We start from the raw sequence: 22,341 nt of genomic DNA on the forward strand, positions 1-22,341 counted from the left end.
ACTATGGTTGAGGCTGTGAAATCGTGGACCTCCCGCCCTGTGCCTGAACTGCCCGGCAGCATGCCCCGACTCAGGCTGTTCGACACCGCCCTCAAGTCACTGGTGCAGGTAGAGCCGCGCCCGGAGCAATCCATGTACGTCTGCGGCATCACCCCCTACGACGCCACCCACATGGGCCACGCTGCCAGTTATGTCGCCTTCGACCTGCTCAACCGGGTATGGCGGGACAGCGGCCAGCGCGTTGCCTACGTCCAGAACGTGACCGACGTCGATGACCCTTTGCTGGAGCGTGCTGCCGCCACCGGCGTTGATTGGCGTGAGCTTGCCGCGAGCCAAATCGAGCTTTTCCAGACCGACATGGACGCCCTCAACGTGCTGGCTCCCGACTATTACATCGGAGCCGTCGAGGCCATTCCGATGATCGTCCCGGCGATTGAAAAGTTGATCGCGGACGAACTCGCCTACCGCGTACACGGCACCAACGGAGAACCCGACGGCGACGTCTATTACGACGTCGAGGCAGCAGGCAAAGCTTCGGATAAGCCGGACGCGTGGACACTCGGCGACATCTCGGGGCTCGGCGAAGTGGAAATGCTGGAGCTTTTCGCCGAACGGGGCGGCGATCCCGGCCGGTCCGGCAAGCGGAATCCCCTCGATCCTTTGCTGTGGCGCGTTGCCCGCGAGGGCGAGCCGAGCTGGCCCGGCGCAAGCCTCGGTGACGGACGTCCCGGCTGGCACATTGAGTGCACCGTCATCGCCCAGAAGTATCTGCCGGCTCCGTTCACCGTGCAGGGCGGCGGTTCGGACCTCATCTTCCCGCACCACGAAATGGGCGCCGGACACGCATACTCTCTCCGGGGCGTTCCCCTGGCACGCCACTACGCCCACGCCGGAATGGTGGGCCTGAACGGCGAAAAGATGAGCAAGTCCAAGGGCAACCTCGTGTTGGTGTCCAAGCTCCGCGCCGCGGGCGAAGAACCTGCCGCAATCCGCCTGGCGATCCTGGCCCATCACTACCGCTCGGATTGGTCCTGGACGGATGAAGGATTCGAGCGGGCCAAGGAACGGCTCAACACGTGGCGGGCCGCCCGGGACATTGCCCCCGAGGGGACGGCGGCGCAACTGCTGACGCGAATGCGTGCCGAACTGGCCAACGACCTCAATGCACCCGGTGCGGTTGCCGCCGTCGACGCCTGGGCAGCAGCCGCCCTCAGCGACTCCTCCAACGCCCATGTCAGCGCGCTGGACACCGCTTTGGTAAGCGACGCTGTCAACGGGCTGCTCGGCGTCGAGCTCTAAGGAGACAGCACGGAGCTTCACGAGCGGAAGCTGTCAGGGCTTATCCTTGCCCCTGCGCTTGAGGTAGCGCTCAAATTCGCGGGCGATGGATTCGCCGCTGGCCTCCGGCAGGTCAGCCGTGTCCTTCGCTTCTTCGAGCTGACGCACGTAGGCCGCGATTTCGGGGTCTTCCGTTGCCAATTCGTCCACACCGCGCTCCCAGGCCTCGGATTCCTCGCTCAGGGCCTGCGTGTCGAGAGGTACCTGGAGCAGGTCCTCGATCTTGTTCAAGATCGCTAGTTGCGCCTTGGGGGACGGCGCCTGCGCGACGTAATGCGGTACTGCTGCCCACAGCGACACCGTGGGCAGGCCCGCCAGCAGTGCGAATTCGCCCAGAACCCCGACGATGCCTACGGGTCCTTCGTACTGCGAGGCCTCCAGGTTCAGGCGCTGCCTCAACACTGTGTCGTCCGAAGTGGTGCTGACGGGGATCGGGCGGCTGTGCGGGACATCGGCCAAGAGGGCGCCAATCAGCACAACATAGTCGACTTTGAGCGTTTCGGCATGGACCAAAAGCTCGGCGGTGTAGGCACGCCAGCGGTAGGAAGGCTCGGTGCCGAGCACCAACACCACATCCACGTTGCTGTCCGGGACGCTGGCCTTGTAGAGGCGCGTGGAAGGCCATTTCACCTTGCGGGTTCCGGCTGCGGTCCGTCGTACGGTCGGTCTGGTGAACTGGAAGTCGTAATAGTCGTCGGCATCAACGGATGCCACTTTCTTTCCCTGCCACAACTTGTTCAAGTAGTGCAGGGAATCGCTGGCGGCCTCACCGGCATCGTTCCAGCCCTCGAAAGCCGCCAGCATCACGGTGATGCGCTGGCCCTCCGCCACAGGCTGGAGTAGGCGCTCAGGCTCCGGTGAAATGGCCTGTCCGTCAGGGGCTCCGTCCAAACTGTTCATCCACTCACCCTACGTCGAAGACCGCCACACACGCATGGCCTTGAGGAGGACGGCGTGGCCATAAGTCGCGCGGGGCGTGGAAGGACGATTGCGTCCCCCCGTTCCACGTAGACTTGAGGCATGCATGCCTTAGCCACCCAGCCCCTCCTCAAAGCCGCGCTATGGGACATGGATGGCACTCTGGTGGACACCGAACCATACTGGATTGCCGCGGAACGCGCCCTCGTAGAGTCCCACGGTGGCGGCTGGAGCCATGAACAAGCCATGCAGCTCGTAGGACAGTCGCTCATGCACTCGGCCGGACTTCTTCAATCCGCCGGTGTGAACCTTGCAAAGCGGGAGATCGTTGACACCTTGAGCGGCCACGTGATCGAGCGTCTCCGCGTCGAGGTGCCCTGGCGGCCCGGTGCCAAGGAATTGCTCGACGAGTTGTACCAAAGGGGCGTTCGCTGCGCCCTCGTGACCATGTCCGAAGGTCCGATGGCACGCGAAGTTGTGGCCAACCTCCCCAAGCCCTACTTTGAATTCCTGGTCACGGGGGACATCGTCAACCAAGGAAAGCCCCACCCGGAGGCCTACCTCACGGCGGTGGAACGACTTGGGCGCACAGACCCTGAGCTGACCAAGGATCATTGCGTCGCCTTGGAGGATTCCGTCCCGGGAGTTGCGGCCGCGATTGCATCCGGGGTCGTCACGGTCGGAATTCCGCACCAGATGCCCTTGCCGGAGGACCCATGCAGAACCACCTGGGACACCCTTCAGGGACGGAAGGTCGCCGACCTTGAAGCGCTCGTCGCTGCACGGGCTGCCGGCATTGTGCCTGCTGCCGCCCTCCTCGGACAGGCAAACTAAGTGAGCACTTCCGGGAAAGTCGGACATAGCACCCGCGGCGGACGGAAAGACGGGATTCCACTCGGTCGCATCGCGGGGATTCCCGTCTACCTTGCTTACTCCTGGTTCATCATTGCCGCGTTTACGGTCATCGTGTACGGGCCGGCCCTGCTGATCCGGAACCACTCGCTAGGCATCGGCGCCTACTTTGTTGCCTTTGCATATGCGCTCCTCCTCGCGCTCTCGGTGCTCGTGCACGAACTCGCGCATGCTTTGAGCGCGAAGGCTTTCAAATGGCCTACGGAGAAGATCGTGTTGAACCTCTGGGGCGGGCACACGCAGTTCGAGAGTTTCATCGCATCCCCGGGCCGCTCGGTGCTGGTTGCCTTGGCGGGACCCGTGGCCAACTTTGTCCTCGCGGGCGGGGCCTGGCTATTGCTTGAGGCCAATGTCTTCACCGGGGTGGGGGACACTCTGACGAATATTCTGATGTGGGCCAACCTGCTGATCGGCATCTTCAACGTGCTCCCGGGCCTGCCCCTTGATGGAGGACGCCTCGTGGAATCCGCGGTATGGAAGGCTACGGGCAGCCAGGAAAAGGGGACGGTGGCGGCCGGGTGGGCCGGACGGGTCATCGTGATCGTCCTGGTTGTTTGGTTCATCGCGTTGCCGTTGCTGAGCGGCAGTTCCCCCGATGTCACCCTGATGCTCATCACATTCCTTGTCTGCAGCTTCCTCTGGGTCGGCGCATCCGGTGCCATTCAGCAGGCCACGCTCCGCGGACGCCTCCCCTCGGTGAGTGCCGCGGCCTTGGCCGAACCCGCCGTCGGGATTCCGAACTCGGCCACCGTCGCCGACGTCCTGCGCGTGGCACCGTACGGTGCTCCCGCCGTCGTGATTTGCGGGCCGGACGGGCGGCCGCAAGGACTTGTCGATCCGGCTGCCGCAGCAGCCGTGCCGCCCTCCGAGATTTACGCGACACTGGTCACCGCGGTTTCGACTCCGCTTGCCGACGGCGCCTACGTGCCCAGGACATCGAACGGCCAGGAACTGATCCAGTATCTGGCCCAGCTCAACGGCGCCGAATACGCCGTGGTGGACGAAATCGGCACCGTCACGGGTCTGTTGCGCCAACAGGCCGTCGTGACAGCCATTACAGGTAAAGTAGCCCGCCGGAGCGGGCGCTCCTAGGACCTTCCCGGTAGAGTTACCTGCCGGCCGCTAAATACCCCCGACAGCAGTGCGCATCACTAAGCAGCAACTGCGGCAACAATTGACGGCCCAGCCGTACAGGAGCGAGGAAACACCCATGAGCAGCGAAACCGCCGCCAGCGACACCGAAACCGGCACCGCCAACACTGCCCTCCAACCCACGGGTGCTGCGCGGCGCCGCGGACCGTTCCGTGTGGGCGAGCGGGTCCAGCTCACCGACGAACGCGGCCGGATGAACACGATCACCCTGGAGGAAGGCGGCGCCTTCCACACGCACCGCGGTTTCCTGAACCACGATGAGATCATTGGCCAGGTTGACGGTTCGGTGGTGGCCAACAACGTCGGCCAGCAGTACCAGACGCTCCGGCCGCTCCTGTCCGACTTCGTGTTGTCCATGCCCCGCGGCGCGGCTGTTGTTTATCCCAAGGATGCGGGCCAGATCGTCACCATGGCGGACATCTTCCCAGGCGCGCGCGTGGTGGAGGCCGGCGTGGGTTCCGGAGCCCTTTCGATCTCGCTGCTTCGCGCAGTGGGCGACGGCGGCTACCTGCACTCTTTCGAGCGCCGCGAAGAATTCGCCGACATCGCCCGCGGGAACGTGGAAACCATTTTCGGCGGACCACACCCTGCCTGGAAGATCTCGCTCGGTGACTTCCAGGAGGAAGTTGTCCGCAGCGAAGAACCCGGATCCGTGGACCGCGTGGTCCTCGACATGCTGGCTCCTTGGGAATGCCTCGACGCCGTAGCGACCGTTCTGGCCCCGGGCGGCGTGTGGATCAACTATGTGGCCACCGTGACCCAGCTTTCCCGAACCGCGGAAGCCATCCGCGCCGATGGCCGTTTCACCGAACCGGACGCTTGGGAATCGATGGTCCGCGGATGGCACCTCGAAGGCCTCGCAGTCCGCCCTGACCACCGCATGGTGGCCCACACCGGCTTCCTGCTCGTTACCCGGCGGCTCGCGGATGGCGTGACGGGTATCTCCGTCAAGCGCCGCCCATCCAAGACCGAGTTCAGCGAAGAGGACCTGAATGCCTGGACTCCGGCGGCAGTGGGGGAGCGGGCCGTTTCCGACAAAAAACTGCGTCGGGCGGCACGTGATGCGATAGCCGGCACCAACGTCAAGGACAACCCCGCGCCCGCGAATTAAGGAAAGATCACAAACTGGTCCGCATTCCGGATGTCACAGGTTTCCCGACGCTTTTGAGGGCTAAGGTCTATTTATAGAAAGCGGGAAGGAGCTGATGCTTCGTGGATACGTCGAACAACGACTTCGGGCGGACAATGCCGGAGGAGCCATCGAACAAGGCCGTGACTGAGGGAAAAACGGGACACGGGGGTGGGGGGAACCAAGCGGTGGAGGACTCCTCCGGTGAGCTCACTGTCGCGGAACGCCAGATCAACATCCTTCGTGACAAACTGCGCCACATTGACCGCCAACTTGCCGCCGCCACTCAGAACAACACCAAGCTCGTCACCATGCTGGAAACGGCGAAGGCCGAAATCCTGCGGCTCAAAGGCGCCCTCGAACAGGACGGCCAACCGCCGTACAGTTTCGGGACCATTTTGCAGATCAACCCCAGGCGCCAACCAACGGCAGGTAGTACCGGCCAGGCAGCCACAGAGGAATCTGTTGACATCTTTAATGCGGGCCGAAAGATGCGGGTCGGCGTCAGCCCTCTGGTGAACCTCAACCAGCTGGCCGTGGGGCAGGAAGTCCTTCTCAACGAGGCCTTGCTCGTGGTTACGGGCCTGGGCTATGAACGGGCCGGCGAACTCGTCACGCTCAAGGAAATGCTTGGCACCGATCGCGCCCTGGTAGTGGGACGGGCCGATGAAGAGCGTGTCGTCAGGCTTTCAGGGGCATTGCAGAAGGTGCACCTGCGCGTCGGTGACGCCTTGTCTCTGGATTCCCGCACCGGCTACGCCCTGGAGAAGGTGCCGCGAGCAGAGGTGGAAAACCTCGTCCTCGAAGAAGTCCCGGATATCACCTACGAGGACATCGGCGGTTTGGGCCCTCAAATCGAACAGATCCGCGACGCCGTGGAACTCCCGTTCCTGCACCCGGATTTGTACCGCGAACACGGGCTCAAGGCACCCAAAGGCATCCTGCTTTACGGCCCTCCGGGTTGCGGTAAGACGCTGATCGCGAAGGCCGTTGCCAACTCCCTTGCCGCCCGTGCCTCCGAACGGGCCGGCAACGTGGATCTCAAGAGCTACTTCCTGAACATCAAGGGTCCTGAACTCCTTGACAAGTATGTCGGGGAAACAGAGCGCCATATCCGGCTGATCTTTGCCCGGGCCCGGGAAAAGGCTTCGGACGGCAGCCCCGTGGTGGTATTTTTCGACGAAATGGACTCATTGTTCCGCACCCGCGGAACGGGTGTTTCCTCCGACGTCGAGACAACCATCGTCCCGCAGCTCCTCAGCGAGATTGACGGCGTCGAACGGCTGGATAACGTGATTGTGATCGGCGCCTCGAATCGCGAAGACATGATTGACCCCGCAATCCTTCGGCCGGGCCGGTTGGACGTGAAGGTCAAGATCCAGCGTCCCGACGCCGAAGCGGCAGCCGACATCTTCGCCAAGTACATCACCAAGGACCTTCCTTTCCATGCGACGGACCTGGCCGAGCACGCCGGTGACGTCCAGGCTACGGTTGATGCGATTATCCAACGCACCGTCGAAGCCATGTACTCAACCGAGAAATCCAATGAGTACCTGGAAGTCACCTACGCCAATGGCGATACCGAGATGCTCTACTTCAAGGACTTCAACTCCGGAGCCGTAGTCCAGAACGTGGTGGACCGGGCCAAGAAGTACGCCATCAAGGACCTCTTGCTGACACAGCAGAAAGGCCTGCGGATCGACCACTTCCTGCGTGCAGTCGTCGATGAATTCCGCGAGCATGAGGACATGCCCAACACCACGAACCCGGATGACTGGGCACGCATTTCAGGAAAGAAGGGCGAACGCATCACATACATCCGCACCATCGTCCAGGGCAAGGCAGGCCAGGAGCCCGGGAAGTCGATCGAGACGACTCCCAACACCGGCCAGTACCTGTGACGGCCCGGCCGGAAGTTCCGCCTTCGGAGAAACTTCCGGTGGGCGGGGCGATGCGGGTCATGGGTTCGGAAACTGAATACGGTATCCATGCGCCCTCCGCCCCGGGGGCGAATGCCACAATGATGTCCGCGCGCATCATCCAGGCCTACGCCAACCTGACCCGGCAGCGGGCGGCGGGGGGTGCTGAAACCCGGTGGGACTATACCGACGAAGAACCCCTGCATGATGCTCGTGGCTGGACAGTGGAGCGTAGTGCCGCCGATCCCAGCCAGCTGACCGACAGGCCTCCGGTGCTCGACGCCGAGGCCGTTGCCCTTGCATATGGGCGGCAGGAACTCGAAGCCGACGGCAGCGACGAATCTGGCTCGCTGCTGATGAACATGGTCCTCGGCAACGGGGCGCGCCTGTATGTGGACCACGCCCACCCCGAATACTCCAGTCCCGAGGTCACGAATCCTCGCGACATCGTTGCGTGGGATGCAGCTGGCGACCTCGTCGCCTTGGCCGCCGTCCGGAGAGTGGCAGCAGATCCTGATTTGCCGGCCATCAACTTGTACAAAAACAACACTGACAATAAATCGGTGTCTTACGGCTCCCATGAGAACTACCTCATGCCCCGATCGGTGCCTTTCGGGGAGATCGTCCGGGGCTTGACGCCGTTCTTCGTCACTCGCCAAGTCATCTGCGGGGCCGGCCGACTTGGCAAGGGCCAAGACGGTTCGAAGGCCGGATTCCAGATCAGTCAGCGCGCGGACTTCTTCGAAGCAGAGGTGGGACTCGAAACCACCATCAGGCGTCCCATCATCAATACCCGTGATGAACCGCACGCCACGGCGGACAAGTACCGGCGTCTGCACGTCATCATCGGCGACGCCAACCTGAGCCAAGTGTCCAATTATCTGAAGTTCGGTACCACGGCCTTGGTCTTGAGCCTTATCGAAGCCGGCCAAGCTCCGAAGATCGAAGTGCACGAGCCCGTGGCGGGCCTCCAGGCAATCAGCCACGACACCTCACTGACGGCCACGATCAGGCTTCTCGATGGACGCCGCGTAACAGCGCTGGATATCCAGTGGATGTACTACGAGGCCGCAGCCAAACTTGCCCAGGAAACCGGGGTTTCCGACGCCTTCAGTGGGGACGGCCACACCCGGGATGTCTTGGAACGGTGGGAGTCAACGTTGGGGCTTTTGGGGAACAATCCGGCAGGTGCCGCGTCTTCCGTCGAATGGCTCGCCAAGATGTCCCTCTTGGAGGGCTACCGCAACCGTGATGGATTGGAATGGAACGACGCCCGCCTGGGACTTGTTGATTTGCAATGGTCCGACGTCAGACCCGAAAAGGGCCTTTACTATCGCCTGCTTTCCCGTGACCGGATGCAGACGATCGTCGACGACGCCGCCATCAGCCGGGCGGTCGTCGAGCCGCCATCGGACACGCGGGCATATTTCCGCGGGAAGTGTGTTTCCAGTTTCGGCAAGGACGTGGTCGGTGCCAGCTGGGATTCGGTCATCTTCGACGTTCCCGGCATCGGCAAACTCCAGAGGGTGCCCACACGGGAGCCCCTCCGCGGAACAGAAGCACTCACTGGCCAGCTCTTTCGAAAGCACGCCACCGCTGGTGCATTCCTTCGGGAATTGCTCGGCCTGGACCCGGCGCCGCCCACCCGAACGGGCAGCCCATGAAAGGTCGCCAAACTGCTTGCTAAAACCGCAGCGGCGAGGCCCGCCCCGTGGCAATATGGCATTACAGGAAGTCCCCTTTTGACGGGGATGGACAGAATGGAGAAAGAAATGGCAACCCAGGAGCAGCAGCAACCGCAGTCCCGCGACGCTGAGACCGAGGCTGACGTCCCCGAGGCCCCGCCCGCAGCGCCGGAGGCCCAGGCTTCAGTCGCCACGCAAGGCGTGGACGATCTCCTCGACGAAATCGACGGCGTCCTCGAATCGAACGCCGAAGAGTTCGTTCGGGCATTTGTGCAAAAGGGTGGCCAGTAAGCAGCCGCCAGCTAAGCTAACGGCCCGGCCGGCGCGAGGCCGCCGGGCATCGGAAGTCAGAGTCGAAGGAGCGCAGCAATGCAGGATCCAGCAGCCGGCCACCTGGCCACCCAAGCAACGTCTTCGTTCACAGAGCACCTGCAACGCTCCAGGCCTGAACTTCTCCCCTTCAACCAAGTGCTGCCCGCGGGACAGATTCCGCCAGTGCCCCACGCCACAACCATCGTCGCCCTGAGCTATCCTGGCGGCGTCCTGATGGCGGGCGATCGACGCGCCACTATGGGGAATGTCATTGCCAGCAGGCACATTGAGAAGGTCTTCCCTGCCGACGAATACTCCGTCCTGGGCATAGCCGGCACGGCGGGCCTTGCCCTCGATATCACCCGCTTGTTCCAGGTGGAACTTGAACACTACGAGAAGATCGAAGGCACCCTGCTGAGCCTGGACGGCAAAGCCAACCGGCTTGGAGCCATGATCCGGGGAAACCTCCCGATGGCCATGCAAGGGCTCGCGGTGATTCCGCTTTTCGCGGGCTTCGACCAGGCAGCCGGCGTGGGACGGCTGTTTTCCTACGACGTCACAGGCGGACGATACGAGGAATTGGAGCACCACTCGGTGGGTTCCGGTTCCGTCTTCGCCCGGGGTGCCTTGAAGAAACTGTGGCGGCCGAACCTCACCGAAGACGGGGCCGTGGCCGTCGCAGTGGAAGCCCTCTACGACGCGGCTGACGACGACTCTGCCACAGGTGGCCCGGATCCCGTCCGTCAACTCTGGCCGGTGGTATACACCGTCAATCGCGCCGGCGCCCGCCGGGTGCCCGAACGCGAGTTGGCGGCGATCGCCGGATCCATCGTTGAATCGCGCGCAGTTGCCGGACGGGAGGCTTGAGATGACCCAGCAGTTTTATGTTTCGCCCGAGCAGCTTATGAAGGACCGCGCAGACTTCGCGCGGAAAGGCATCGCCCGCGGCCGCTCCGTCGTCGTGATCAGCTGCGCGGACGGCATCGCCTTGGTGGCAGAAAACCCGTCACCGTCCCTGCATAAGATCGGCGAGATCTACGACAAGATCGCCTTCGCCGCGGTGGGGAAGTACAACGAGTTTGAGAGTCTTCGGCAGGCAGGCGTCCGTTACGCCGACGTCCGCGGCTATTCCTACGATCGCGAGGACGTCACGGCCCGCGGGCTCGCGAGCGTCTATGCGCAGAGCCTTGGCGCCGTCTTCACCGCGGAGCAAAAGCCGTTTGAAGTGGAGCTTGCAGTGGCGGAGGTGGGGCACACCCAGGCCGATGATCATCTGTATCGGCTGACCTTTGACGGTTCCATAGCCGACGAGAACGGCTTTGTGGTCATGGGGGGCCTCGCAGAACAAGTAGCTGAGACCGTCGCAGGTGGCTGGAAAGACGATCTTGACCTGGCGGGTGCCCTTCGTCTGGCGGTCAAGGCGCTGGCCACGGACAAAGAGGTGGACGCACTGCCCGGAACCGCCGTCGAAGCTGCAGTGTTGGACCGTAGCCCGGAAAGTGGGCGCGGATCCCGGCGGGCGTTCCGCAGGCTCCGCGCGGAAGAAATCACGCAGCTGCTTGCAGGGGAGGCCTGAGATGGACAAGAGAATATTCGGGATTGAAACCGAGTTCGGTATTTCGTATTCGAGCCCGGACTCACGGCCCCTGGCCCCGGAGGAAGTCGCCAGGTACCTTTTTCGGAAGGTTGTGAGCTGGGGGCGTTCCTCCAACGTCTTTCTCACCAATGGCTCGCGGCTGTACCTCGACGTCGGCTCGCACCCGGAATACGCCACAGCAGAATGTGACGACCTCGCCCAGCTGATCGCGCACGACCGTGCTGGTGAACTGATTCTCGATGACCTGGTGGATGAGGCGCAGGGCCGCCTCGCGGCGGAGGGATTCAACGGAACGGTCTATTTGTTCAAGAACAACACCGATTCCGCCGGCAATTCCTATGGCAGCCACGAAAACTACCTGATTCCCCGGCGCGGTGAGTTCTCGCGGCTCGCGGAGATCCTCATTCCGTTCCTCGTCACCCGGCAGTTGATCGCTGGTGCGGGCAAGGTTCTGAAGACGCCGCACGGGGCTACCTTCGCGTTTTCCCAACGGGCGGACCATATCTGGGAAGGCGTATCTTCGGCAACGACGAGATCCCGGCCGATCATCAACACCCGTGACGAGCCGCACGCCGACGCCGAGTTCTTCCGTCGGCTGCACGTGATCGTTGGCGATTCCAATATGTCCGAGACCACCGCCTTGCTGAAGGTGGGGACGGTAGACCTTCTCCTGCGGATGGTCGAGGCCGGAGTCATCATGCGGGACATGCGCATGGAGAATCCCATCCGCAGCATCCGTGAAATCTCCCACGACCTGAGCGGCAAAGCCCTGGTGCGGCTCGCCAATGGGAGGCAATTGACGGCCCTGGATATCCAGCGTGAGTACCTCGCGAAGGTCAGCGCCTTTGTAGCATCAAACGGAGCCCATAACCCGCACGTTCCACTTATCCTGGATCTGTGGGAACGGACGCTGGACGCCATCGATAGCGGAGACACCAGCGGAATCGACACCGAAGTGGACTGGGCCATCAAGAAGAAACTGATGGATGGGTATATGCGTCGTCATGGACTGGGCCTCGATTCCCCGAGGATCGCGCAGCTGGATCTCACATATCACGACATATCGCGCAAGCGCGGGCTCTTCTTCCTGATCCAGTCCCGCGGCGCGGCCCGGCGCATCGTAGCCGACACGGACATCAAGGATGCCGTCGACGCGCCGCCGCAGACCACCCGCGCAAAACTCCGTGGCGACTTCGTCCGGCGCGCCCAGGAACTCGGCCGCGACTACACGGTGGACTGGGTCCATTTGAAACTGAACGACCGCGCCCACCAGACTATCTTGTGCAAAGATCCCTTCCGCAGCGTCGACGAGCGAGTGGATGCCTTGCTGGACTCGATGGGCTGACTCCCAGCTTTACCGGCTATCCTTTAAGTTGGCCTTTGCCGGGCCTCTACGTGCATGTCCCGGCTGTGCCCTCCTTTTGCCCCGACGAAAGTTCATTTGTGCGACGTCTACTAGCAATGCTCATACCCGGCCTTTTGCTGCTCACCGCCTGCGGCGGAAGCCCGGCAACAACTGCAACCCCGGAGCCCACCAGTCAGTCCGCTGGTGATGTCGCCAAGCTGGATTCCCTCAAGGTCTCCGATAATGGTGACAAGAAGGCACCCGGCCTGGACTTCACCAAGCCGTTGGATGTAACTCAGCAAACCATCAAATTGGTCACCGACGGGACCGGCGACAAAGTGAAGGCCGGCCAGGTAGCGCAGATCACCTACATTGCCGTCGACGGCCATGACGGCAAGACCCTCGAAGACACTTTCCCGACCGGCTCCCAGCCCGTCGAATTGAACGATCAACTCAAAACGAACAGCGCTGTGCTTTACAACGCGCTGGTCGGCGCGAAGGTGGGCGCTGACATCGCTTTCGCCGTCCCCGGAACCGCAGCGTCGGCTGAAGCAGCGGCGACGTCATCCCAGCTGGTGGTCTTCAAGATCACTGGTGTCAAGGACGCAGTCAAGCCCCTGGACAAGCCCGAGGGCGATACCGTCACTCCGCCCGCCGGCCTCCCCACTGTCAAGGTCGACGACAAGGGAGTTCCGCAGATTTCCGTTGACGGCGCGAAGGCCCCGCAGGCCCTCGTCTCCCAGGACCTCATCAAGGGGAAGGGCGCGGTCGTCAAGGAAACGGACACCCTGACGGTCAACTACGTCGGCGTCACCTTGGCTGACGGCAAGAAGTTCGACTCCAGCTACGACAAGGGCCAGACCGCCAGCTTCGCGCTGAACGGCGTCATCAAGGGCTGGACGCAAGGCCTGACGGGCAAGACCGTCGGCTCCCGTGTCCTCCTGGTTATCCCCAAGAGCCTCGCATATGGCGACGGGGCGGCAGCCCAGGGCCAGCCCACGGGCGACCTCGTCTTCGTCGTGGACATCCTGGGCGCTCAGTAACCTCCCGCAAGACAACATTATGTTCCTATCAAATTGAGGAGTACCCATGTCATTTGGTCAGCGTGATTACGATCGCACTAAGCCGGAGATCGATTTCCCGGAGGGCGACGTCCCGACGGAACTCGTGATCGAGGACATCATCGTCGGTGACGGCGCCGAGGCCCAGACCGGCGACACCGTCTCCACCCACTACGTCGGCGTTGCATGGTCCACTGGGGAGGAATTCGACGCATCCTGGGGCCGAGGCGCACCGCTGGACTTCCGCGTCGGTGTCGGCCAGGTCATCCAGGGCTGGGACAAGGGACTGCTTGGCATGAAGGTCGGTGGCCGCCGTCGCCTGGAGATTCCCTCCGAGCTTGCCTACGGCTCCCGTGGCGCGGGTGCGTCCATCAAGCCCAACGAAGCGCTGATCTTCGTCGTTGACCTTGTGGCTGTCCGCTAGGTTTTGCAGCATTGGAAGGCGCGCCAGCGGCCGGAGAAATCCGGCGGCAGACGCGCCTTCCGCCTTTATCGGCGGAGTTTAGTAACGTTGCAACCGTGTCCGCATCACGTACCGAACGACTCCTGAACCTGCTGATCGCCCTTCTGAACACGAAGTACGGGCTGTCCCGGGCCGTTCTGAGGGACAAGGTCTACCACGACGCCGGTGACAACGACATTGCTTTCGGACGCATGTTTGAACGCGACAAGTCTGACTTGAAGCAGTTTGGCTTCGACATTGAAACACTCCTTGACCATGGGTTTGGCTCGGACGATCCCGCGTCGACGCGCTACCGCATCGGCAAGGAATCCAACCGCCTGCCGGACGTGCATCTGACGCCCGCGGAGGGAACAGTGCTGCTCCTTGCGGCGCAGTTGTGGGAACGGGCCGCCTTAGGCTCCGCTGCGGCAAGCGCGCTGCGTAAGCTGCAGGCTTCCGGCGACCTTGCCGACGTCGAGCTTCCAGCAGGCGTCCAGCCCCGCATCAAGCCGGCAGGCCAGGCGTTTGACGACATCATCCTGGCCATGAACGGCCGGCACCCTGTAAGTTTCGGCTACCGGGCGGCGAGCACAGGCAAGGACGAACGCCGCCTTGTGGAGCCCTGGGGCCTCGGGAGCCGCTTCGGGCAGTGGTACCTGGTGGGGTACGACCGGGGGCGGGAGGCGAAACGCTTCTTTAGGCTGTCCCGGATGACGAGCGATGTTCATGTCGAAACCGGGTATCACTGCGAGATTCCTGCGGGCTTCAATACACGCACAGAACTGGACAGCCTGAGCGAACTGCCCTTGCAGGAGGCCCACCTCGAAGTCGCCGAAGGCCGTTTGCTGGGCCTCCGCAAGCGTGCGGCGAGAGAGGCGGGTGCCAGGGTGGCGGGCTGCCCGCCGGATGGCAGGGATCGCCTCTCCGTGCCGTTCCGGGACAGTGACTTGCTTGCTGAAGAACTGGCGTCCTACGGTCCCCACGTTCGCGTGGTGGGGCCTCCCGAGTTGCGTGACGCCGTCGTCCGGAGGCTTGAAGGTGCTGCCACATTCGCCTCGCGTCCCGCCGTCGAAGTCCGCTTTCCCGACGCCGGCCCGGCACCCCGGGCGCGTAAGCGAACCTCGGAGGACCAACTCAACCGTATGCTGCAGTTGGTCCCTTTCCTTGTCCACAACCAGGGCCTGCCCATCCAGGACGTGGCGGACCGCTTCGGTATCAGCCGCAAGGAACTTCTCGAGGACCTGAAGATCCTGATCTGCTCCGGCCGCCCGGAAGGGTATCCGGATGACCTGTTCGACATCGATTGGGAAAACGAACACGTCTATATCCGGGAGCACCTCGAACTCAATCGGCCCGTCCGATTCAGCGTTGATGAAGCCTGCGCGCTGCTGACCGGCCTCGCCACCCTGGGCGGACTTCCCGCCCAGGCGGGAATGTCGGAAGAGGAACAAAGCGGGGCACTGGAGTCCGTGACGCTGAAACTCACGGGCGCGGCGGGGGAGTCCGGCCGTTTGGCGGCGGCCGTCGCCGGACCGCCAGTCGCCCCTGCCGACGCCGAGTCGTTCGACACCATCACCCGGGCGATTGAAGCGGGGCGCCAACTGCGTCTTCGCTACCTGTCGCCCCGGCGTGATTCGGTTTCCGAACGGGACGTGGACCCTTTTCGGCTCTATTCGCTCGACAACACCTGGTATTTCGAGGCGTACTGCCACAGCAAAGCCGGGCTGCGGAACTTCCGCCTGGACCGCATCGAGGAGATTGCGCCCAACGGACGGCCGGTTTCCAGGAGCGGTAACGCCGAGGAAGGCGTTCCCGTGAAGTTGTACACCCCCAATGACGACGACGTCGTCGTCGTCCTCGAATTGACCCGGCAAGGCGCCGGGCTGGCCGACGACTACTATGCGGAACGGACCGCCGTGCTTCCGGAAGGCGGCCTGCTCGCCGAGGTTCGATTCGGAAACGCGGACTGGTTGCCGATGTTTGTTGCCCAGCACGGTGGAGCGGTCCGAATCCTGCAGCCCGCCGAACTGGCTGACGTGTCTGCGGCATGGGTCGCTTCCGCACTTGCGCAGTACAAGCAATGAAGGCTGGTTAGACTACTCAAATGCCTTGGTGGTCCTGGATCCTCTTGTGGGTCGCTCTGATTGCGGTGTCACTACTCTGCTACGTCCTACTGGGAGTCCGGCTTTTCCGGAACTTCATGGCAACGGTGCACGAACTGAGTGCGGCGGGGGAGCGGTTTGGTCACCGCGCGCACCTTCCCGAACCGGCTGACGACGACGGCGAAGCGTCACCGAAAGTGTTTGGCGCGGCCGTTTTTGCCTCACCTGAACAGATGCGTCATGATTACGTGACGGCCAAGGCCTCCCGCCAGGAAGTGCGTCGCCAAGAGCGCGTTAAGCGCAAAGCCGAACGGGGCCAACCCCAGTCCCTGCGCGACATCGAATTAAGTTAGACGTAGGATGTATTCCAACGAAAGGACTTCCCGTGGGACGACTATTTGATGGCCCTTGGCCAATTGTCATTATCATCATCGTGGCCTTGCTGCTGTTTGCCGCACCCAAGCTGCCTTCCATGGCCCGTGCCCTGGGCCAGTCGATGCGCATCATCAAGTCCGAAGTCAAGGAAATGAAGAACGACGGCAAGCCGACGGCCAAGGACGACTCGGACCCCGTTGAAGGCAAAGTGGTCAACCACCCCGAAGCCAACAAGAGCGGCAACGACACCGACGTTCCGCCCGCAAGCCGTAGCTAAGCAGTAGTGGCAACGAAGACAGGCCGCAAAGCCAACCCCGAAGGGCGGATGGCGCTCCTAGACCACCTGAGGGAGCTCAAGAATCGGCTGATCAAATCTGCCGTCGGCGTGCTGCTAGGCGCCGTGGCAGGGTGGTTCCTTTATGAGCCGGTGGTGAACAGCCTGTCGGATCCGCTGGTCAAGATCGCCCAGGAGACCAAGAGGACCGCGGTCCTGAATTTCGCGAGCGTGGCGGATCCGTTCGACTTCAAGCTCCGTATCGCCATCCAAATCGGTTTGGTGATCTCCAGCCCGATCTGGATCTACCAGGTGTGGGCATTCATCACGCCCGGCCTGACCAAGAAGGAGCGTCGCTACACGCTCGGCTACATGGCCGCTGCGGTGCCGTTGTTCCTCATTGGCGTGTACGTTGCTTGGACGGTCATCCCTAACGTCGTGCGCGCCTTGCTGCAGTTCACGCCCCAAAATGGGGCCAACAACATCGACGCATCTCAATACTTGACGTTTGCCACGCACATGCTTCTTTTCCTCGGCATCGCATTCCTGGTACCTGTGGTGTTGGTCGGTGTCAACATGGCAGGCATTTTGAGCGGCAGGACCATCCTCAAGGCTTGGCGCATCACGGTCTTCCTCGTGTTCGTCCTGGCGGCCGTTGCCGCCCCTGGCGCGGACGCGCTGTCAATGTTCATGCTCGCCGGTCCCCTTCTGGTGCTGTTCTTTGCCGCGATCGGACTCTGCATGCTGAACGACAAACGGCGGGCCCGCCGTCAGGCGAAGGTCACCGCTGAGACGGAAGCCACGGCCGACGTCGCCACACCTGCCTCCGATCTGGAGAATCTGTAGTCCTCCGGCCACTAGTCTTGAAGCATGTCTTCCAATTCAGGGGCCCTCTCGCCCTCAGAAGCCTTTCAAGCTGCAGCGCAACGGAGTGCTGAGTCGAAAACCTATCTTGGTACTTTCACCCGGTCCTTGGAGTTCGAACTTGACGATTTCCAGCGTGCAGCATGCCGTTCCCTTCAGGAAGGCAGGGGAGTGTTGGTTGCCGCGCCCACCGGGGCTGGTAAGACGATCATTGGCGAATTCGCTATCTACCTTGCCTTGGAACGCGGTCTCAAGGCGTTTTACACGACGCCGATCAAGGCGCTGAGCAACCAGAAGTTCTCCGAGCTTTCGGCGAAGTATGGTGCATCGAACGTAGGCCTGCTGACCGGTGACACCACCATCAACGGTGAGGCACCCGTTGTTGTGATGACCACTGAGGTTCTGCGGAACATGCTGTACGCGGATTCGGACACTTTGGGCGACCTTGGCTATGTGGTGATGGATGAGGTGCACTACTTGGCAGACCGCTTCCGCGGGGCCGTTTGGGAAGAAGTCATCATCCACCTGCCCAGTGAAGTACAGGTGGTTTCACTCAGCGCGACGGTATCCAACGCCGAAGAGTTCGGGGCGTGGCTGGATACCGTGCGTGGACACACTGATGTAATTGTCTCCGAGCACCGCCCCGTCCCCTTGTGGCAGCACGTCATGGTGGGCCGTGAGATCGTCGACCTCTTCGCGGGGGACACCAGCTTCGACGAGATCGCCCCCGGGCGAGGGAGGGCGAAGCACCCCTGCTGCCGGGAGTGCGGGAGCCGGAGCGGAATCCCGGGCAGAAGGAGTTTGAGGTCAACCCGGAACTGCTGTCCATGGCGCGGGCGGAAAGCCAGATGAACTTCCGTGGCCGCTTCGGGCATGGCGGACGCAGCCGCCGCCGGCCGGACCGCCAACGCGACAATACTGCCGGGGAGCAGCGCAGTCCCGTGCGCAAGGCCAGCCGGCCACAGATCATTGCGAGCCTGGACCGCCAGGGGCTCTTGCCGGCCATTACCTTCATCTTCTCCCGTGCCGGCTGTGACGGGGCCGTCGCGCAATGTGCTGCTGCCGGGCTGTGGTTGACCACCGAACGCGAACAGCAGATCATCGCTTCCCGGGTAGATGAGGCGAGCCGCGAGATTCCTGCCGATGACCTCGATGTCCTTGGCTTTTGGAGCTGGCGTGACGGTTTGCTCCGTGGGCTCGCTGCCCACCACGCCGGTTTGCTGCCGACCTTCAAGGAAGTGGTGGAGACGCTCTTCGCCGATGGCTTGGTGAAGGCGGTTTTCGCTACGGAGACGCTCGCGCTGGGCGTCAACATGCCGGCCCGCTGCGTTGTCCTGGAGAAGCTCGACAAGTTCAACGGCGAAGCCCACGTCAACATCACGGCGGGGGAGTACACCCAGCTGACCGGCCGCGCAGGAAGACGCGGGATCGACGTCGAAGGTCACGCCGTGGTCCTTTGGCAGCCCGGAACCGATCCTGCCGCCGTTGCCGGCCTCGCTTCGCGACGCACCTATCCGCTCAACTCGAGCTTCCGGCCCACGTACAACATGAGCATCAACCTGATTGCCCAGTTCGGCAGGCCGCGGGCACGCCAGATCCTCGAATCGTCCTTCGCCCAGTTCCAGGCAGACCGTTCCGTCGTGGGGCTGGCCCGTCAGGTTCAAAGCAGGGAAGAGTCCCTTGCCGGCTACGCGGAATCCATGAAGTGCCATCTTGGCGACTTCACCGAGTATGCTAAGCTCCGGCGGGATCTGAGCGAGGCGGAGCAATTTGCCTCCCGGAGCACGTCGCGGGCCCGCAAGTCTCTGACCGTGGACTCCCTCACCCGGCTCATGCCTGGCGATGTCGTCAAGGTTTCCGGCGGCCGCACGCCAGGATACGCCGTCGTGCTCAATGCCGACCCCAACGCGCGTGAACCGCGCCCCGCGGTCCTGACCGAAGACAACCAGTTGCACAGGATCGGCGCCCACGAGGTCGAAGGACCGGTCGCTCCGGTTTCTTGGATCCGGATACCGAAGTCGTTCAACGCGAAGCTGCCCAAATCCCGCCGCGACTTGGCATCCGCTATGCGGAACGCAGTGCGCGAGGGACGCCCGCCCGCGCGGGGGACGATCCGGAACGAGGACTTTGGCCGTGCTCGCTATTTGCCGGACCAGGAAAAGAAGATCGCTGACCTCCGCCGGGCGCTGCGTGCCCATCCTTGTCACGGGTGCAGCGAACGCGAAGACCATGCCCGCTGGGCCGAGCGCTGGTGGAAACTGCGCCATGAAACCGACGGGCTCGTCAGGCAGATCCAAGGCCGGACCAACACGATCGCCAAGACGTTCGACCGCGTGTGCGATGTCCTCGCCGCTTACGGTTACCTCCAGACGTCCGACGGCGGCCACGTCACCATCAGTGCGGACGGTCAGCGACTTCGCCGTATCTACGGCGAAAAAGACCTGCTGATCTCGCAATCCATTCGGCGGGGCGCCATCAAGGACCTCGACGCAGCTGAACTTGCCGCGCTGGCTAGCACCATGGTTTATCAGGCCAAACGCGACGATCGGGGCCTTCGACCCAAGATGCCGTCGGTCTCCCTCGAAACATCCGTGGACATCGTGGTGCACGAGTGGTCTGCCTTGGAGGATGTCGAGGACAAGAACAGGCTGCCATTGACCGCTGAACCGGAGCTTGGACTTGTGTGGCCCATTTTCAAGTGGGCCAAGGGCCGGCACCTTCAAGAAGTTCTCAGCGGAACAGACCTTGCCGCAGGCGATTTCGTACGCTGGGCGAAGCAAGTGATCGACCTGCTCGACCAGATGGCCAAGATTCCCGGTCTCGAACGGCGACAGGCCAAGATGTGCCGCGAAGCGATCGATCTCATCCGCCGCGGCGTCGTGGCCTATTCCAGCGTCGCCTGAACCCCGCAGATTCCAGCAAGGAGCAATTCCATGATCCATCCAGGCGTGCCCGCCGCCACTACCCAGCCGCGCAAGGTCACGATGTACCGGAACGGCTCCGTCTACACTGCGGCGGACCCCTTCGCGACGGCAATGCTGATTGACGGAGACACGGTTGCCTGGGTCGGTTCGGAGCAGGCCGCGACCTCGATTGCGGATTCCTCGATGGAAGTCATCGACCTTCGAGGAGCCCTGCTGGCTCCCGGTTTCGTCGATTCCCACATGCATCTCACCGAGACCGGTATCGCTTCCGATTCCCTCCAGCTGGCCGGGGTCCGGTCTGGGCGGGAGCTGCTCGACGCCGTCGCCCACGCGGCAACAGCTCTTGGCCCCGCAGGCGCCGTGCTTGGCCATGGCTGGGACGAATCAACGTGGTGGGACAGGACCTTTCCCACACCGGAGGAACTCGAACGCGCCGCCGGCGGATGCAAGGTGTATTTAGCGCGCGTCGACGCGCACTCGGCTCTGGTATCAACCTCTTTGGCATCCGATGCGGGCCTCAACGGCCTTGACGGGTATGACGGTTCCGCGCACGTCCTAAGGGCCGCCCACACTGCCGCGCGCCGGGCCGCCAGGCAGCTCCCCGAAGCCGAGCGCCGCCGGTATCAGGAACTCGCGCTCCGCGAGGCGGCGGCCAACGGCTATGTCGCGCTGGCGGAAATGGCGGCCCCGCACTTCTGCAGTATTGAGGACCTCCGCATGTCGGCATCGTGGAATACCGGTGAAATGGTGCTGCCCGAGATCCTGCCCTATTGGGGCGAATTAGCTACGTCGGAAGAACATGCCGAATCCATTCTGGAACGCTTGGACGTCTCCGTCCTTGGCTTGGCAGGTGACTTGAATATCGACGGGTCCATCGGGTCGCGGACGGCTGCCCTCAGCTCCGACTACGCCGATGCACCGGGTCATCGTGGAAGCCTTTATCTCTCCGTGGAGCAGGCTTCCCGCCACATCGCAGCCTGTTCAGGGCTGGGTATCCAGGCCGGGTTCCACGTCATAGGTGACGCCGGACTGAAGACGGCGTTGGATGCCTTCGACATTGCGGCGTCGGAGGTGGGCGAGCAGCGGGTCCGTGCCGCCGCACATCGCCTCGAACATGTGGAAATGGCCGATGACGACGATCTCGCCCGATTGGCCAAGCATTCGATCACGGTAAGTGCCCAACCAGCCTTCGACGCCGCCTGGGGTGGTGCAGGAAAGCTGTATGAGCAACGCCTAGGTGCGCGAAGTGCAACGATGAATCCGTTCGGCTCGTATTACTCCGCCGGCGTACCGGTGTGCTTTGGAAGTGATAGCCCGGTCACCCCCTTGCGGCCGTGGTCCAGTGTCCGGGCATGCCTGGAGCACAGCAACCCTGATCAACGCATTTCGGCGCGGGCGGCCTTCCTGGGACACACCCGGGCAGGTTGGCGCGCCAGCAAACAGCGCAATCCCCTTTTGGGGCAATTGGTCCCCGGTGCCCCCGCTAGCTTTGCCGTCTGGGAAGTTGAAGAACTGATGGTCCAGGTGGCCGATGGCCGAGTGCAGTCCTGGTCCACGGATCCGCGTGCCCGGACGCCCCTTCTCCCGGCGCTGGATAGCGGCAGCGATCCTGTCTGCCTGCAGACCGTGCGGGATGGCCAGGAGGTCTTCGCCAGCGAAACTTTGCGGTCATAGTCGCAGAATCCTGATGCGCCAGAGAGGCCCCTGGCGTGCGTCGATGAATAAAGCCTCCGTTCAGCCGGTGCTTGACAGGATTTGTGAAGCCCGTAGCATCTAGTGTCAACAGGCTGCCACAGGGAATACCTGGTTGCCTGGCCGCGGTCCGGTTCCCTCGTCAAGAACAGGCAACGGACCCGTTGTTCCAGGACCGTGGCACTCGTAGTGGGCAGGTCCGCTATGCAGCAGAAAACGGTTCGGCCCCGACTTCACCACACGGGCCGGCACTGGACCTGGGCTTGTGGACCTGCCTGCGGCCAAGCACATCCGTTGTGG

Annotated in this window: 18 protein-coding genes and 1 pseudogene; 18 read left to right on the forward strand and 1 reads right to left on the reverse strand. The window is 62.8% G+C overall.

Annotation, left to right across the window (positions count from 1 at the left end; translation table 11 throughout):
• The first annotated feature begins 15 nt into the window (after positions 1-15).
• Entirely contained in the window at positions 16-1,299 is a 1,284-nt protein-coding gene (gene mshC, locus ABD884_RS10765) for a cysteine--1-D-myo-inosityl 2-amino-2-deoxy-alpha-D-glucopyranoside ligase (protein WP_345045182.1), read from the forward strand.
• Positions 1,300-1,332: 33 nt separating this feature from the next.
• On the opposite strand, the gene ABD884_RS10770 is transcribed toward mshC, so the two are convergent.
• Complete coding sequence (locus ABD884_RS10770) at positions 1,333-2,238, reverse strand: PAC2 family protein (RefSeq protein ID WP_345045186.1); 906 nt, start codon at positions 2,236-2,238, stop codon at positions 1,333-1,335.
• A gap of 120 nt (positions 2,239-2,358) precedes the next feature.
• Here ABD884_RS10770 and ABD884_RS10775 point away from each other — a divergent pair, with 120 nt between their 5' ends.
• The 17 genes and pseudogenes from ABD884_RS10775 (at position 2,359) to ABD884_RS10855 (ending at position 22,023) form a co-directional block, all read left to right on the forward strand.
• Complete coding sequence (locus tag ABD884_RS10775) at positions 2,359-3,090, forward strand: HAD family hydrolase (protein ID WP_345045189.1); 732 nt, start codon at positions 2,359-2,361, stop codon at positions 3,088-3,090.
• Positions 3,091-4,260, forward strand: coding sequence for a site-2 protease family protein (locus ABD884_RS10780; RefSeq protein WP_345045192.1), 1,170 nt, complete (start codon positions 3,091-3,093; stop codon positions 4,258-4,260).
• Positions 4,261-4,378: 118 nt separating this feature from the next.
• Complete coding sequence (locus ABD884_RS10785) at positions 4,379-5,431, forward strand: tRNA (adenine-N1)-methyltransferase (RefSeq protein ID WP_028267288.1); 1,053 nt, start codon at positions 4,379-4,381, stop codon at positions 5,429-5,431.
• Positions 5,432-5,532: 101 nt separating this feature from the next.
• Positions 5,533-7,350, forward strand: coding sequence for a proteasome ATPase (arc, locus tag ABD884_RS10790; RefSeq protein ID WP_345045197.1), 1,818 nt, complete (start codon positions 5,533-5,535; stop codon positions 7,348-7,350).
• A gap of 50 nt (positions 7,351-7,400) precedes the next feature.
• A complete protein-coding gene (dop, locus tag ABD884_RS10795; RefSeq protein ID WP_345054713.1) occupies positions 7,401-9,032 on the forward strand; it encodes a depupylase/deamidase Dop in 1,632 nt (543 codons plus the stop codon).
• Positions 9,033-9,140: 108 nt separating this feature from the next.
• A complete protein-coding gene (locus tag ABD884_RS10800; RefSeq protein ID WP_345045201.1) occupies positions 9,141-9,344 on the forward strand; it encodes a ubiquitin-like protein Pup in 204 nt (67 codons plus the stop codon).
• Positions 9,345-9,422: 78 nt separating this feature from the next.
• Entirely contained in the window at positions 9,423-10,232 is an 810-nt protein-coding gene (gene prcB / locus ABD884_RS10805; protein WP_028267284.1) for a proteasome subunit beta, read from the forward strand.
• 1 nt (position 10,233) lies between these two features.
• Positions 10,234-10,941 (forward strand): proteasome subunit alpha, encoded by a 708-nt coding sequence (gene prcA, locus ABD884_RS10810; RefSeq protein WP_028267283.1) that lies wholly within the window; start codon positions 10,234-10,236, stop codon positions 10,939-10,941.
• 1 nt (position 10,942) lies between these two features.
• Positions 10,943-12,307 carry a Pup--protein ligase gene (pafA, locus tag ABD884_RS10815; RefSeq protein WP_345045211.1) on the forward strand — a complete coding sequence of 455 codons (1,365 nt, stop codon included), beginning with the start codon at positions 10,943-10,945 and terminating at the stop codon, positions 12,305-12,307.
• 98 nt (positions 12,308-12,405) lie between these two features.
• Positions 12,406-13,350, forward strand: coding sequence for an FKBP-type peptidyl-prolyl cis-trans isomerase (locus ABD884_RS10820; protein ID WP_345045213.1), 945 nt, complete (start codon positions 12,406-12,408; stop codon positions 13,348-13,350).
• A gap of 46 nt (positions 13,351-13,396) precedes the next feature.
• Positions 13,397-13,792, forward strand: coding sequence for an FKBP-type peptidyl-prolyl cis-trans isomerase (locus ABD884_RS10825; protein WP_345045215.1), 396 nt, complete (start codon positions 13,397-13,399; stop codon positions 13,790-13,792).
• A gap of 95 nt (positions 13,793-13,887) precedes the next feature.
• Positions 13,888-15,894, forward strand: coding sequence for a helix-turn-helix transcriptional regulator (locus tag ABD884_RS10830; protein WP_345045219.1), 2,007 nt, complete (start codon positions 13,888-13,890; stop codon positions 15,892-15,894).
• A gap of 20 nt (positions 15,895-15,914) precedes the next feature.
• The gene (locus tag ABD884_RS10835) at positions 15,915-16,265 is read left to right on the forward strand and encodes a hypothetical protein (RefSeq protein WP_345045221.1); all 351 of its coding nucleotides are present in this window, start codon (positions 15,915-15,917) and stop codon (positions 16,263-16,265) included.
• A gap of 32 nt (positions 16,266-16,297) precedes the next feature.
• Positions 16,298-16,564: a Sec-independent protein translocase subunit TatA gene (gene tatA / locus ABD884_RS10840; RefSeq protein ID WP_028267277.1), complete on the forward strand. Its 267-nt coding sequence runs from the start codon at positions 16,298-16,300 to the stop codon at positions 16,562-16,564.
• Between the two features lie 48 nt (positions 16,565-16,612).
• On the forward strand, positions 16,613-17,407 hold the full coding sequence (gene tatC / locus ABD884_RS10845; protein WP_028267276.1) for a twin-arginine translocase subunit TatC: 795 nt from the start codon (positions 16,613-16,615) through the stop codon (positions 17,405-17,407).
• Between the two features lie 24 nt (positions 17,408-17,431).
• Positions 17,432-20,328 (forward strand): annotated as a pseudogene (locus tag ABD884_RS10850) (DEAD/DEAH box helicase).
• Between the two features lie 30 nt (positions 20,329-20,358).
• Complete coding sequence (locus ABD884_RS10855; protein ID WP_345045226.1) at positions 20,359-22,023, forward strand: amidohydrolase; 1,665 nt, start codon at positions 20,359-20,361, stop codon at positions 22,021-22,023.
• Positions 22,024-22,341: the final 318 nt, after the last annotated feature.

The organism is Arthrobacter methylotrophus, from assembly GCF_039539965.1.
Taxonomy (GTDB): Bacteria; Actinomycetota; Actinomycetes; order Actinomycetales; family Micrococcaceae; genus Arthrobacter; species Arthrobacter methylotrophus.